The organism is Arthrobacter sp. CJL-S3 (assembly GCF_056711635.1).
The window spans coordinates 1852841-1866485 of the sequence record NZ_CM160046.1; the positions used below are offsets into that span (position 1 = coordinate 1852841).

Genomic DNA, 13645 nt, shown 5'->3' on the forward strand with positions numbered 1-13645 from the left:
GGGTTGCAGAGCCAACCGGCAACTGCAGGGGAACTTGGCGAGGGGTTGAAAGAGTAGCCGTGATCCATCTCTCTGAGGATCGGCCACTCCTAGGCGTCGGAGCCGAGCCTCGCCTGGAACGGCCCCCAGAACGGTGATGCGTAGGGTACGGCTTCATAGGCTGCGCGCCCCGCACGCTCGTGTCCGTCAGCCTGCTCATTCAGCCATAGGGGGTAGTCCGAGTCGGAACATCGCATGGCGCTCTCGAAGGCGATCGTGAGGCCGTGCCCGGAGAGCGGGTCGACGCTAAGGGCAGCATCTCCGACCCGTAAGTCTGCACCTGCAGCGTCGAGGGACAACCTGCTGCGGACCGGACGGACGCGGGGCGCGGCCTTGGCGGTTGCGGCTGGCAGCCATCCTGGGCCGTACGCAACGCTCCGCGCCCACAACCGCCGGACAGCGTCCTTTCCCCCCGAGAAATGGGCCAGATCTGTAGTGAACGTTACGGCCAGGAGCCTGCGGTCGTCGAGAGCAGACCACCATCCGTCGTCGACGGCTTCAACTAGGAGCCGGGCGGCCAGTCCAGACACAGATCCAGCCGGCAGGGTGGCTGTTAGTGCGACCAAATCGGGGCCGAGCGGACGGCGGGCTTTGGACGACGGAGCGTGCTTGCCCGTCGCCAGGACGAGGCGATGATCAGTCGGAGCCTCGGGGCGGTGCGCGACAGGCACGACGCCGTCGCGCGCGGCGAGCCAACGTAGTAGCGGATCGAACCAGGCCCGGTCTACAATCCAGCCGAGCCCTCGGGGCTCGAGGATTTCCAACCGCCCGACGTAAGAGCCATCGCTCCATCGCGAGATGATCGCGTCACACGGCAGGCTGCGGCTGATAACTGCGTCATACCAATCCAAAGAGCGCAGGCTGTCCGTCGCCCGCGCGGATAGGAGTTCCAGGGTTCCTTCCCGATGGTTTCGCCCGCGACCGACGAGCCAGGCAGACTCACCCCGGCGGGCAACTACGGCAGCGGCGGCCGCCCCTGCCGGTCCGTCACCGACAACGACTGTGCTCACGGAATGCTCCCTGCGCGTTCAGACTCTGCGAAACCGGTGACCGGAGTTCCTGTGATGTACGCCAATTTCCACCAGTTCTGCACCATTTGGGAGTAGGACGGCGTTTCCGGCGCCCGATTGGGCCCCTCACCCGGCACGGGTGGCCAAGTGTTCCCGGCGCCCGCCTGGGCCCTTGTCCAAGCATGCATTGTGCCTTGCGTTGCCGCTTCGGCTGTGGAGGCGTAGACGAAGTCGGGGCGTTGGCTGGGCCACCATCCCCAATCCGATTTGGGCACCGCATTCGCCTGCTCTTCGGTTTTACACTGTAGGAAGTCCGCTAACCAGGGCAGAGCCATCTGGCGCGAAAAGTAGCCGGGCCCAATTACGGTCCCAGCCTTGTCACCAACGTAACGGCTGCCAGTCCCGGTTTTGATCCGGAACGGCTCCGAGAAGACACCGGCCTCGCGGATCATCCGTCCGACTTCGATGCCGGGAAAGAACGCACCGCCCGACGCAAATTCGAGGGCCGCGCGATCCAATCCCTCAGGCGTAACCGCCAATGCGACACGTGGCGAGTTCAGTGACCCTGGGCCCAGTCCAGACGCAAGGAACGCCCCCTTGGCCCATCGTTCCATGACGGTATACTGCGTTACCGTCAGGCTGAGGCCGATCCGGCCGGTCTTGAAATTGTCATAGGGATCATCACCTAGCAGCCGAGGCATGTCGTCCTGCGGTGTGCGTCCGGGAGTACCGGGCTTACGTAGCCGCTTGAAGATGATGTCGCGAGTGGTGTTGGGCTGCGCCGGATCCGAAAGAAGTGGCCAGAGCGCCGCTGGTGGAGCGGGTCCGCCGAGCGTCGTGTGAGCGTACTGTCCGGGATCAAAGGTCCATCTGGATGCAATCGCCGAGCGCAGGATCGGCGCGACGTCCTCGTCGAAGCGGACCTTGTACGACGAGAACGTCGTAGCTCCATGGTTCAGGTCCTTGGCCATTCCGCTCATCCAGGCTAGGGGACCGGTCGTGTAGAGCGACTCGTCCTTTGGGACCAGGCCGGTGCGGACCGCGAGGTCGAGAAGTACGTCGTACAGGGTCACCATTTGCCGCCGGCGATCGTCCAGCCGCCGAACTCTGGGCCGACTCAGTCGGCGGCCTCTTAGGACACTTGCTGCAGCCGGCGTCCCAGAAGTTGGGCCCAAGCAGCAGTACATTTCTCAGCAAAGCAAGCCGGCGTTTGCGGCACCGTTTAGGTATGACGCACCCTCAGCTCCCTTGCCTTATCAGGCTAGCGAGCAGATTCTTGGGTTCATGACCGTAACGTTACGCCGCCTACTGGCAGTGATTTACCATTGCCGAAGGATGATCGGGTCCTCGGACACGGACGAGACCGCACTGCTTGGCTCGGAAAAGCACCCGATATCGTGCGCATGGCTCGTCAAACGACTTGACCGCGAGAAATCCCGCGACTTCGATATCCCTAAGCTCGAGGGCTTCATCCACGTAGAAATCATTAGGGGACAGGATGTTCCCGGGCCGGATATCAAGCCCTTGGAGAACCACTCGGAAGACGGCGGCACAGACAAATGGGTCCTGCTGGCTTCCGGCCACTCCCGCTACGTGCAATCGGTCCTACCCTTATTGGGCGTTGGCACGGTCCGTCAATTCGAACTCAAATTGGGCAAGGAGCGCCTCGCCGATCGGCTTGGCAGTGAAGTGGTTCAGGCTGGCGAGAGCGGAATGCTTGTCGATGCCCGCAAGAACATGCCTTTGGCAGTGTATTCCGAAATCGGCGCGCAAATGCGTGCGCTCACTGACATCCGTTTCAAGCTCTTGGCACTCGTTCCGCCACTTAGTGCCATCGCTTTAGTGTCCGTCATTTCCCCGGATGGACCTCTGAAGGGGGTACCTCCATTTGTGCGCGTTGCTGCCGCCTTGTCGGGTACCGCAATCACCCTTGGCCTTCGAATCTACGATGTCCGCAATTCGCAGCTTTACGACGACCTCGTGAGCCGTGGCCGCGCCCTTGAAGCTGCTCTGGGGGTACAGCGGGGACCGTATTTCCGACGCCGCAGCAGCCTTTGGCCGGTTCAGCATGAAACCGCATTACGGCTCATCTATGGCGCAGTCCTTCTGGCTTGGATCGGTGCCGTGATATTGGCGCCGTTTGTCTGAGGAGAGATCAACCCGCCTCTCGCTGATGAAGGTCTTAGCCCGGCTGACCGTCAAATGTCGCTCGTTGGCGCAACGGCTGGGGGCGGATACAAGAGCGGGTTGTAACGCCGCGATAACGCATGTGCGCTGATCCTTGGTGCACATGTTCGGAGCAAGACGAGGGGCCCGATGAACGAGTGACCCTGCGGGTCCGGTGCGCCGCCCACGGGCCCAGCTCACCGGTCACGGCCTCACGGGCGGAGACCGGGATGCCCCGGCCGGCCAGCACCAGCTCAGTGATCGCCTCCAGATCCAGGGCGTCCGTCTTGAGCCGCCGGCGTCCCTGGACCCTGCGCTGCTCGGCTACATGCGCCGGATTCAGCTCCAGAACCTGCCAGCCCGCCAGCCACACGGACGGTCCCAGCAGCGGCCGGTGATAATGACCGGCGGCCTCGATGCCCACCCTTACCGGAGCATCGACCCCGACCAGTTTGGTCCTGATCAGAGCAAGGACCCCGTCCAGGCCCCGTCCGGTCATCTCGAAGTCCACCGGACCCAACAGACGATGCCGGCCAGCATCGGTGACCGACAATGCGACCACCGTCTTGCCGACATTGACAGCCACTACAACTGGCAAATCCACCATCGGGACTGACTCACCAGACATAACCCCACCTCCGACGCTCAGGGGGGATCCCACGGAACCACGCCAGATCCCCAAAAGAATCAGATACATCCCGTCCTGACAGCTCCGGAAGTGTTTGGGAAGGACTACCTCAACTCATATCAGCGGAGCGCATCGATTCCCCTGCACCAACCGATACCTATCGGGTGTCACCCCGCGGACTTCCCATCGCAACAGCCTGTCAAAGAGCACGCCGAACTCATCGGCTGAACAACACCAGTCCGGAAGGTGCGTGCTGCGGAGGGCCGACTGCGCCCCTACGGGGTTTTCGCAGATTGCTGGTCAGGGCCGGGCATCCTGTGACGCACAGCGTCGTGCTCCGGCATTTTTGGATTGACCAAGGCCCGTGCCCGGGTCGACACCAACCTCGTGAGCGAGACTGAGAAGGAGCCCACGATCCGGAAGGTCACTGACCGTCTGGTCGTCCGGTTTCCTGATGCCCGCAAGACCGTGATCGCCGGAATCATGGTGGAGGAGTATGACTCCCTGGACACGGGCCGGATCAGAATCTACATACCCACCCTGATCGAGAACTCCGCCAGGAACCGTCTGCGCCGCGAATTCGGTACCGTCACAACCACCGACTGAGGTACTCGGGGACCCGCCGTCCCGGGCCCAGCTCCGTCCCGCCCCGGCCGTGGCCGAGGGAAATGGGCTGATGCTGGTCGAGATAGCTGAGGTGCGGGCTATTCAGAGGTGCCCCTGTGAAACAGACCGGAAGAATCCACCGCCCGTTCGGCCGCAAGAGCTGAGGCGCCATCGATCAGTCTGGCAGCCTCCATGGCCCGGCGTTATTGCTTTGAGGGACGAAGCGAGCAAGCACTGGAAGCCTAGCGGGACGCAATACTTCGGGATCAGCTCTCAGCCCACTCGGTTCCTGGCTGCATGAGGCGGGGGAATGCATGTGCCAGTTCCAGCGCCACGAGCGTGGTCACAGGGTTTTCATTGGCAGCCCGACCGAGGAGATCGGCGGCACGTTTGACCCGGTACGCCACGGTGTTGGTGGCCAGATGAAGGGCTTGGGCTGCGGCGATCCGGCTGCTGCCGGCCAGCAGGAAGTGCCGTAGGGTGTCGCGGATGTCGGTCAGTTTCTGGTCCGGTCCGAGCAAACCCGCGAGCTGGACCTGCACGAATCTCGCGGCCCCCTGCGGGTCGGCAATTAGCAGCGCCAGCAGGCCGGCGTCGTCGTAATCCCAGAATTTCCGCTGCGGCGAAATCCTGGCGACCCGGGCGGCCTGCTGTGCCTCGAAGTGGCTTTCACGCAGGCCTGCCAGCCCGGAGCCTGGCCGTCCCGCCGCAAGCCGGATCCAGCCGGGGCGGGGCACCGCCCGGAACGCGTTCACGATCGAGGGGTCCGGGCGGGTGTTGAACCCCCACCAGAAGAGGGTGGTGCCCTGGTACTCGACGCTCAGGACGCCGGCCGCGCCCAGCGCCTTCGCCGCGTCGGTGCCGAATCGCTGGCGCGCCGCCTCGCGGTCCGGGATGTGCCCGCTGGTGGCGGGCCAGGCCAAGGCGACCAGATGGTGCCTGCCGAGCCGGATGCCCAGGATGCGTTCGGCGTCTTCGCCCGGCTCTTCACCGTCGAGGATTGCCGTGAGAACCCGCAGCCGTTCGGCTGGAAGCCTGCCATGCCACAGGGAGAGCTCGTCCTCGTACCCGTGCATGAGGTCGCTGACGTAGGAGTTCACGTAAGCGAAAAGCGCCGCGTTCAGCTCGCGCACTTCGGCGACCATTCGATCCGCAGGAATTTCCCGCTCGATGACGGCGAGCAGCGCATCCTGGACCCGGGTGTGGCAGGCCCAGACGGTGCGCAGCACGGAACCGATCGGGACGCCCTGCCGCACGGACAGCCGAACGTTCTCCTGTGCGCCGCGAGGGGCCACAATGTCCGCAGCCGCGGTGCCGCGGTGCAAGCCGATCAGGGTCGTGAGCAGGCACGCTTCACAGCCCTCCCGCTCGGTGCCTGTCATCATGCCGGTCGTTCCGGCAAGACTGAAGTCCTCATCTACCTGACGGACTATCTCTGCGGCAGCCTCGGCTGCCCATGCAGTAGCGGGCGCGCCGATTTCCGCCTCAGCGCTGGCAATGATCTCCGGATCCGACGCCGGACCGTCGCCCGCGCGGTTCGCTGTCGGGCGGAGACTCTCCATCCAATTCATCACTGCTACGAACCACCTTTGGTCTTGGCCATCGGAAGCCAAGTATAGGGATTGCGTACCGAGCCCTTTGCTCCCGGACGCCATACCGGACGACTTTTCTTGCCGTCCGGCACCAAGAACCACCTACGTGTCCCAGCCCACACTGGATAGCAACGGTGTTCGGAGGTGAACACCCGTCAAGCAACGGAGCGTGACACAGCACATGACAACAATCTCTGAGCTCAATAACTCATCTTCGGTCCTGACTAGGGCGATTGCGCAGATGATCGAGGCCCTCGGCGCCGACGCCGTCCTCCTGGACGACAACCAAGTCAAGGATTTCCGCGACCCCTACGAGGGCGACGACGCTAAGGACTACCAGCCCTCCTTCGTGGTCCAGCCCTCCACCGTGGAGGAAATCCAGGCCGTGGTCCGGATCGCCAACGAACTGCAGATCCAGCTCTGGACCTCCTCCACCGGACGCAACTACGGCTACGGCGGCTCTGCCCCGGTGGTCAACGGTTCCGTGGTCCTGAGCCTGCGACGGATGAACAAGATCCTGGAAATTAATGAAGCCGCCGGCTACGCGTTGCTTGAGCCCGGTGTCAGCTTTTTCGACCTCTACAACGAGATCAAGGCGCGCGGGCTGAAGCTCTGGATTTCGGTCCCGGACCTTGGCTGGGGAAGCATCGTCGGCAACACCCTGGAACACGGGTATGGCTACACCGTCAACGGTGACCACGCCAGCGCGGTCTGTGGCATGGAGGTGATCCTGGCCTCAGGCGATGTCGTCCGGACCGGGCTTGGCGCCATGAGCAACAGCCCGATGTGGCAGCGGCACAAGCGCGGTTTCGGCCCTTCTTTGGACAGCCTGTTCATGCAGTCCAACTTCGGCATCGTGTCCAAGATGGGCGTTTGGCTCATGCCTGAACCCCAGGTATTCACCACGGGGGCGATCATCTGCCATAAAGACGAGGACATCGCCCCGCTGATCGATGCCCTCCGCCCGCTGGTGCTGGACGGCACCATCCAGGGCCTCCCGCTGATCACCAGCTCGCCTGAACCAGAGGACGGCCGGGCGAACCCGATGCAGGATACTGCCGGTATGTCGAAGGCGGCGAAGCTGTCTGCGACACTGCCCCCGGGACGGTGGCATGCCCGCATTGCCTTCTACGGCCACGAAGCCATCGTGGAGGCGCGGCGCCGCATTGTCACCGACGCCGTCGCCCACCTTCCCGGCGTCACCGTGGACCTACGGTCCTACCGCGGCGACGTCAGCCCCGCCGAGGTCCACCCCCTGGACCTGGTCCCGGCCGGCATCCCCAACATGTTCCTGCTGGACATGATGAAGAAGCACATCGGCGAAAACGTGGGCCACATCGACTTCTCGCCCGCGATCCCGTTCGACGGCGAATCCGCCGCCAAACACGAGCTCATGGTCCGCACCATCCTGGAAGAAGCCGGACTGGTGGCAGGCTTCGGCTGGATTGCCAACACCCGCAGCCTCGTCGGCGCCTGCATGGTCTTCTTCGACGTGAACGACCCGGCCGAAGCGGCAGCCGCGCACGCCGCCGTCGACCTCATGTGTGAAAAGGCCGCCGAATGGGGCTGGAGCGAATACCGCGCCCACCCCTCGCTGATCGAGCACGTGGCAGAGAACTTCGACTTCAACGACCACGCCCTGACCCGCCTCTACACCTCCATCAAGGACGCCCTGGACCCCGCTGGAACGCTCTCGCCGGGCAACCACGGCATCTGGCCCTCGTCGGCCGAGAACTCCTAGAACTTCAAGAACTCCAATACCGAAAGGCACCACCATGTGGGAGACAGACAACAAGTTCCTCAACGGACCCTTCACCCCCTGGCATGAGGAGACCGAAGCCTTCAACCTTGAGGTCATCGGCAAGATTCCCGATGACCTGGACGGAGCCCTGTTCCGCACCGGGTCCAACCCAAAGTTCAAGCCACGCAATTCGGACCGCTATCACTGGTTCGAAGGTGACGGCATGGTTTACGCAACCTATCTCCGCGACGGAAAAGCCGCCTACCGGAACAAGTGGGTCATGACCGACGCGCTGAAAGTCGAGATGGAGGCGGGGGAGGCGGTCTACTCCGGGTTCGTCAACGGCGGCACGGCCCCATCACTGCCGGCCGGCGCCCCGCCCATGAAGAACGTGCCCAACACCAACGTCGGCGTCCTCGCCGATCGTCTGCTTGTGTTCTTCGAGGGCGGCCTGCCGCACCAGATGAATCCGCAGTCCCTGGAAACATTCGGAACATATGACTTCAACGGCGATGTCCCGTTCAGCTGCACGGCCCACTACAAGCTCGACCCGGACACCGGCAACATGCTCTTCTACTCCTACATGGGCACCAACGTCACCTGGTACGAGGCGGACCGACACGGAAAGGTCCTCGACACCTTCGCCTTCAGCACCAGTGCCCCGTCAATGTTCCACGACTTCGCGGTGAGCAAGAACCACGCGATCTTCTTCGTTACCCCTGGACTGTTCCTGGCACCCAACATCGGCCAAGGGAAGCCGGGCCTGGTGTGGGACCCCGCAGCCACGAACAACGGCGTCGAGATCGTCACCATGCACCGGACGACCCACGAAGTTCGGACCTACCGGGTCGACGAGACGTTCTTCCCGACGCACTTCTTCAATGCCTACGAGCGAGGCAACGAAATCGTCATCGAAGCCCCCCGCATCAAGGAACGCTTCGGCACCCCGGCGGACCGTATCACCCGCCCCGTCGACTCCCATGAGTGGTTCATGAACGCAATCCCGTGGCGCTGGACCGTCAACACGGCCACCGGACGCGTCACTAACCAGGCCACCAGCCACATCGCGGGCGAATTCCCCGCCATCAACCCGAACAAGGTCGGCCTGGAACACAAGTTCGGCTACTTCGCCACCACTCGTGGCCGGGACGCCGACACCATGAGCGACGGCCTTGCCAAGACGGACCTCACCAAGGAAACGGTCACGGTGATCGAGGGACTGGATGACCTGACCAACCCCTCAGAACCGATCTTCGTACCACGGGCCGGGGCCGTGAATGAGGACGACGGATACCTGCTCTCGATCTGGTGGAACCGCCAGACGGAACTATCAGAGCTGTGCATCTATGACACTTCCGATTTCGGGCGTACCCCGCTCGCCCGGGTGAAGCTTCCCGGGCGCGTTCCCTTCGGCTTCCACGGCAGCTGGTCTGACCGCGAGCAGATTGAAGATTCACTGCGGGTCCTCGCCAGCGAACACGCCAACTAATCCAGCCGCACAGTCCCGCACATCTAAACAGGAGCGACACCCCATGAGCATCACCACCACCGAAGCCCCAGCGACATTCGCCGGTCAGGCTACAACCCTCCAGTACATCGCCGGACAGTGGCGTGAGGGCCGGTCAGCGAAGACCCTCAACGTGACCAACCCCTACGACGACAGCGTGCTGACGACCATCCGCCAGACCTCCGTGGCCGACGTCGACGACGCCTACAGTGCCGCCGAGGCAGCCCAGGTCGGGTGGGCCGCACTGCCCCCGGCCAAGCGCCAGCAAGTGATGCGCCGTGCCGCGCAAATCCTTGAGGAGCGCCGCGAAGAGATCGTTCACTGGCTGGTACGCGAGTCCGGCTCCACCGTACTGAAGGCCAACATCGAGGTTTCCCTCGCCATCGGCATCACTCAGGAGTCGGCATCGTTCCCCACCCGGGTCCACGGCAAGATCTTCGATTCCAACACCCCTAACCGAGAGATGCGCGTCTACCGCAAAGCGATCGGCGTGGTGGGCGTTATCAGCCCCTGGAACTTCCCACTCCATCTATCCCAGCGGTCCGTCGCCCCGGCATTGGCTCTGGGTAACGCAGTGGTCCTCAAACCGGCCAGCGACACTCCCGTTACGGGCGGCCTCATTCTGGCACGGGTCTTCGAGGAAGCAGGCCTGCCGGCCGGGGTGCTCTCCGCTGTCATCGGAGCGGGCTCCGAAATCGGCGACGACTTCGTGGCCCACTCCGTGCCGGGGCTGATCTCCTTCACCGGCTCCACCCCGGTCGGACAGAACGTGGGTAAGGTGGCCACCAGCGGCGAACACCTGAAGAAGGTGGCCCTGGAGCTTGGCGGTAACGCCCCCTTGGTCGTTCTTGACGACGCCAACCTCGAAGCGGCCGTGGCCGCCGCCGTCCCGGGCGCTTTCCTGCACTCAGGCCAGATTTGCATGTCCGTCAACCGGATCATCGTCGAAGCCCCGGTCTACGAGGAGTTCGTCTCCCGTTTTGCCGAGGCTGCCCGGTCCGTGGCCCACGGCGATCCAGCCGCCGAGGGCACCCTGGTGGGCCCGGTGGTCAACGACTCCCAGCTCGCAGGACTCAAGCACAAAATCGCATGGGCCCGGGAGGCCGGTGCCCGTACCGTGGTCGAAGGCGAGATCAGAGGCAGGGTCGTGCCCCCGCACGTCTTTGCCGACGTCACCCCTGACATGGAGATCGCCCGCGAGGAGATCTTCGGTCCCATGGTCGCCATCCTGAGAGCCGAGGATGAGACGCACGCACTTGAACTCGCCAACGATCACGCTTACGGCCTCTCCAGCGCCGTCTTCACCCAGAACCTCGAACGCGGTCTGCAGTTTGCCCACAAGGTCAAGGCCGGTATGACCTTCATCAACGAGATGACAATCCAGGATGAAGCGCACGTGGCCTTCGGCGGGCAACGCAATTCCGGGTTGGGTCGCTTCAACGGCGACTGGGCCATCGAGGAGTTCACCACCGACCACACAATCGGAGTCACTCGTCTCTGAATCAAGCGGGAACAATCGAAAGTGGCCTGCACGGAAACCACGTCCGGGCAGGCCACTTTCGTGCCGCCAAAGCACCAATTGGGCATGCAGCGTGGCGCGGGCCGAAACACACGGACTGGTCATCCCAGGCTTATGCAACGGCGCAGCGCAGAGCCTTCGTGCCCCACTTCTGCAAGGGGTCCGGTGAGTGTCGGTCATGCCGTTATGTACCCGCTTTGGCTATGAGATGTTCGGAAAAGAGGAACGAACAGCCATTGACCCTTGTCGATTCCCAGACTGTGCAATGCCAACTCGGTGGGTGTGTGATCGCAGTCATCACCGACGCTTCGAGAGCATTAGGCCGGAGCGGGGCCACATCACGGACAGCGTGAACTTGTCGTGGCCCGCACTGTCCCGGCAGACTTCTGGGCCCGGCAACAAAATGGGCAAAAATGAGGGTGTGCACAATGTGCACACCCTGGGCTTCGGATCGGGCCGTACTGGTGCCGGTCTGGCCCGTACTCGGCAACCTAAGATCGCCGCCAGCGGCAGGCACGTCGCCATCCCGGTCTTCTGGGTGATGACTGTCGAAGACTGCAGGATCGCCAGAGTCAGCGACTACCGGGACGTGTTCCGGATATTGGCGGGGCTTGCGGTGGCCGCCCGCAACTGTTCACGGTGCCGCCCCGCTTGGGCAGCGTGTCTGAATCCGCTGGCCTATGTGTGCGCCGAGCCGTGGGACGTTCGGCCCTGTCAGCCTCCGGCCTGGGGTGCTCACGATTGGAACGGGGGCACCTGAGTTCAGCCGCGCCGGGGGGTGTGCGAGGGAAGGGACAATGATGGGCGAAAGCGACAAGAACCAGGACCAGCCATCGTCGGATTTGACCGGTAGCTCCGAAGTCGACCTTGAGGGGAGGGTGGCGGCGCTCCTAGCCCGCTGGCCCTCGGCCGGCCTCGCGGCCGCCGTGGTCAGGAACGGAGCCGTGGACTGGTTCCTAGGGCACGGAGCGGCGGATATCGAGTCTCGGACGCCGATCACCGCCGACACCGTGTTCCGTGTGGGTTCGCTGACCAAGACTGTCACGGCCGTCGCGGTGATGCAGTTGTGTGAGCAGGGCCGCGTCGATCTCGACGCGCCCGCCAACGAATACCTGCGTACCTTCCCGCTGATCCCGGCCCACCCGAGGTTCCGCCCCGCAACCATCCGGCACCTTCTAACCCACACGGCCGGCATCGGCTACTGGCGGCGACTGTCGGATGTGATATACCCGGGCTTCGGCTCCGGAGACACCGCACGCTCGGCGCCTTCGCTCGCGGACTACTACCGGAAAGGTTTGCTGGTCGAGGTGGAGCCCGGCACCAAGTGGGCTTACACCAACCACGGCTTCGCCGCACTCGGCCAGGTCGTCGAGGACGTCACCGGCGAACCTTTCGACCAGTACCTGCGCGCCAGCATCTTCGACCCACTCGGCATGGACCACACAGATCTCGTCCGCTCGGCTCGGGTCCTGGGCCGCTTGGCCTCAGGGTACGTGATGCGTTCGCATGGGTTGGCGGCCGTCGCCGATTTCGCCGTACCGACAGCCGCGGGCTGCGGCGCCTACTCCACCCCCAGAGACATCGCACGCTACATCGCCGCCCTTTTGCAGGGAGGCACCAACGACCACGGCTCGGTCCTGAAACTCGAGACCGTCGCATCAATGTTCGAACCCCATTATCGACCCGATCCCGGGGTGGCCGGCATGGGGCTCGGCTTCGAACCCGGCGAGGCGGACGGTCACCGGACCGTCGGCAAGGGTGGCATCTTATCCGGCTTCCTGTCGGCGATCCTGCTTGCACCCGACGACGGCGTAGGTGTCGTGGTTCTCGGGAACACCGGGCGGCTCGACGGTCGTGGCGTGCCCGAACCGCTGGCAGAGGCCCTTCTGCGCCGACTTCTCTCGCTGCCCGACGACCCGGTCCGAGCCGACATCGCCCCGCACGCAGAGAACTGGCACAGGTTCTGCGGCTGGTACGGCCCCGAGCCGGGCCCGGTCACGAATCTGTTCACCAGAGTGGTGCTCGGGGCCGGGGTCGAGGTGGTGGTCCGGAACCGCTGCCTCATGCTCAAGCCGCTTACCCTGGTCCCCTCCATGCGCCACGGCGTGCCCCTCCGCCCCGATGATCCCCACGATGACCGCGTGTTCCGCGCAGTGTTCCCTGACTTCGGCAAGAGCTTCCGCGTAGTGTTCAGCAAGGAGCAGCGAGGCGGCAACGCCGCCGGGCTTCTCATCGATCTCGTGTCCCTTCGACGGCGGTCCGACAACAGCAACCCGAGAACCTGGATCGCCGGCGCCGCGGCGGTTACAGGCATCGCGCTTGCGGCGCGGCAGGTACGGAAGATCTGACCAGGGGAAGAGCGCTACCGCAGCTACCTTGAGCCCGAGGAGTTTGGAGCTGCCGATTCAAGGCTCAATCGAGACGGTGAGGGTAAACGGTCACTGATTCCGCCGGGACGCTGACGACGATCCCGATGCTGGGCGCTTAGCCTTCTCTCATCGAGACTCAGTGCGCCGTGCGGGTTGGCCCCGTGGGCCGCACCGGGCGCTACAGGACCCAGTTGCAGCCGCGGTTGGACTTCTCCAGCAGGACCAAGTTTTCAGGACAAAGAAGTGCCGCACACATCTCGATGCTGGGTGCGGCAGTTGGCGGGAGGTCTTTGGCGGGGAGAATTGGGGGTGTGGACAGTGTCCACACTCTGGGTCACGGACTGGGCCTTACCGGTGCCGGACTGGCCCGGATTCCGCATGTTTCGGCGGGAGTCTAGTGTTTGAAAGGGCCGGAACCCGGTTCGAGTCCCACCTCGGGCACGTGTTTTCCCTGTTCAGGGGCTTGCG

Annotated in this window: 10 protein-coding genes; 6 read left to right on the top strand and 4 right to left on the bottom strand. The window is 63.9% G+C overall.

All coding sequences use genetic code 11. From position 1 onward, the window contains the following. Positions 1-89 precede the first annotated feature (89 nt). Together AC06G6_RS08340 and AC06G6_RS08345 are read right to left on the bottom strand one after the other, a co-directional pair. On the bottom strand, positions 90-569 hold the full coding sequence (locus AC06G6_RS08340; RefSeq protein ID WP_479828040.1) for a hypothetical protein: 480 nt from the start codon (positions 567-569) through the stop codon (positions 90-92). Between the two features lie 476 nt (positions 570-1045). Further along, positions 1046-2020: a LodA/GoxA family CTQ-dependent oxidase gene (locus AC06G6_RS08345; protein ID WP_479828042.1), complete on the bottom strand. Its 975-nt coding sequence runs from the start codon at positions 2018-2020 to the stop codon at positions 1046-1048. A 364-nt stretch (positions 2021-2384) separates the two neighbouring features. On the opposite strand from AC06G6_RS08345, the gene AC06G6_RS08350 reads away from it, so the two are divergent. Then, positions 2385-3197: a hypothetical protein gene (locus AC06G6_RS08350; RefSeq protein ID WP_479828044.1), complete on the top strand. Its 813-nt coding sequence runs from the start codon at positions 2385-2387 to the stop codon at positions 3195-3197. A gap of 34 nt (positions 3198-3231) precedes the next feature. Here AC06G6_RS08350 and AC06G6_RS08355 read toward each other — a convergent pair whose 3' ends face one another. Continuing rightward, positions 3232-3843 (bottom strand): IS110 family transposase, encoded by a 612-nt coding sequence (locus AC06G6_RS08355; RefSeq protein WP_479828046.1) that lies wholly within the window; start codon positions 3841-3843, stop codon positions 3232-3234. A gap of 387 nt (positions 3844-4230) precedes the next feature. On the opposite strand from AC06G6_RS08355, the gene AC06G6_RS08360 reads away from it, so the two are divergent. Next, positions 4231-4449, top strand: coding sequence for a three-helix bundle dimerization domain-containing protein (locus AC06G6_RS08360; RefSeq protein WP_479828048.1), 219 nt, complete (start codon positions 4231-4233; stop codon positions 4447-4449). A gap of 266 nt (positions 4450-4715) precedes the next feature. Here the strand turns inward: AC06G6_RS08360 and AC06G6_RS08365 are convergent, their stop codons facing one another. Next, the gene (locus AC06G6_RS08365) at positions 4716-6011 is read right to left on the bottom strand and encodes a PucR family transcriptional regulator (RefSeq protein ID WP_479828050.1); all 1296 of its coding nucleotides are present in this window, start codon (positions 6009-6011) and stop codon (positions 4716-4718) included. Positions 6012-6222: 211 nt separating this feature from the next. On the opposite strand from AC06G6_RS08365, the gene AC06G6_RS08370 reads away from it, so the two are divergent. The 4 genes from AC06G6_RS08370 to AC06G6_RS08385 all read left to right on the top strand — a co-directional run bounded on the left by AC06G6_RS08370 (position 6223) and on the right by AC06G6_RS08385 (position 13156). Beyond that, positions 6223-7782 (top strand): FAD-binding oxidoreductase, encoded by a 1560-nt coding sequence (locus AC06G6_RS08370; RefSeq protein ID WP_479828052.1) that lies wholly within the window; start codon positions 6223-6225, stop codon positions 7780-7782. A gap of 34 nt (positions 7783-7816) precedes the next feature. Beyond that, positions 7817-9271, top strand: coding sequence for a carotenoid oxygenase family protein (locus AC06G6_RS08375; RefSeq protein ID WP_479828054.1), 1455 nt, complete (start codon positions 7817-7819; stop codon positions 9269-9271). Positions 9272-9314: 43 nt separating this feature from the next. Continuing rightward, on the top strand, positions 9315-10790 hold the full coding sequence (locus tag AC06G6_RS08380; RefSeq protein WP_479828057.1) for an aldehyde dehydrogenase family protein: 1476 nt from the start codon (positions 9315-9317) through the stop codon (positions 10788-10790). 815 nt (positions 10791-11605) lie between these two features. Beyond that, the gene (locus tag AC06G6_RS08385; protein ID WP_479828059.1) at positions 11606-13156 is read left to right on the top strand and encodes a serine hydrolase domain-containing protein; all 1551 of its coding nucleotides are present in this window, start codon (positions 11606-11608) and stop codon (positions 13154-13156) included. The last annotated feature ends 489 nt before the right edge of the window (positions 13157-13645 follow it).

Coding starts and splice junctions, on each gene's coding strand:
- AC06G6_RS08345 (WP_479828042.1), bottom strand. CDS start 2,020: ATGGCCAAGGACCTGAACCATGGAGCTACGACGTTCTCGTCGTACAAG.
- AC06G6_RS08350 (WP_479828044.1), top strand. CDS start 2,385: ATGATCGGGTCCTCGGACACGGACGAGACCGCACTGCTTGGCTCGGAA.
- AC06G6_RS08355 (WP_479828046.1), bottom strand. CDS start 3,843: ATGTCTGGTGAGTCAGTCCCGATGGTGGATTTGCCAGTTGTAGTGGCT.
- AC06G6_RS08365 (WP_479828050.1), bottom strand. CDS start 6,011: ATGGAGAGTCTCCGCCCGACAGCGAACCGCGCGGGCGACGGTCCGGCG.
- AC06G6_RS08370 (WP_479828052.1), top strand. CDS start 6,223: ATGACAACAATCTCTGAGCTCAATAACTCATCTTCGGTCCTGACTAGG.
- AC06G6_RS08375 (WP_479828054.1), top strand. CDS start 7,817: ATGTGGGAGACAGACAACAAGTTCCTCAACGGACCCTTCACCCCCTGG.
- AC06G6_RS08380 (WP_479828057.1), top strand. CDS start 9,315: ATGAGCATCACCACCACCGAAGCCCCAGCGACATTCGCCGGTCAGGCT.
- AC06G6_RS08385 (WP_479828059.1), top strand. CDS start 11,606: ATGATGGGCGAAAGCGACAAGAACCAGGACCAGCCATCGTCGGATTTG.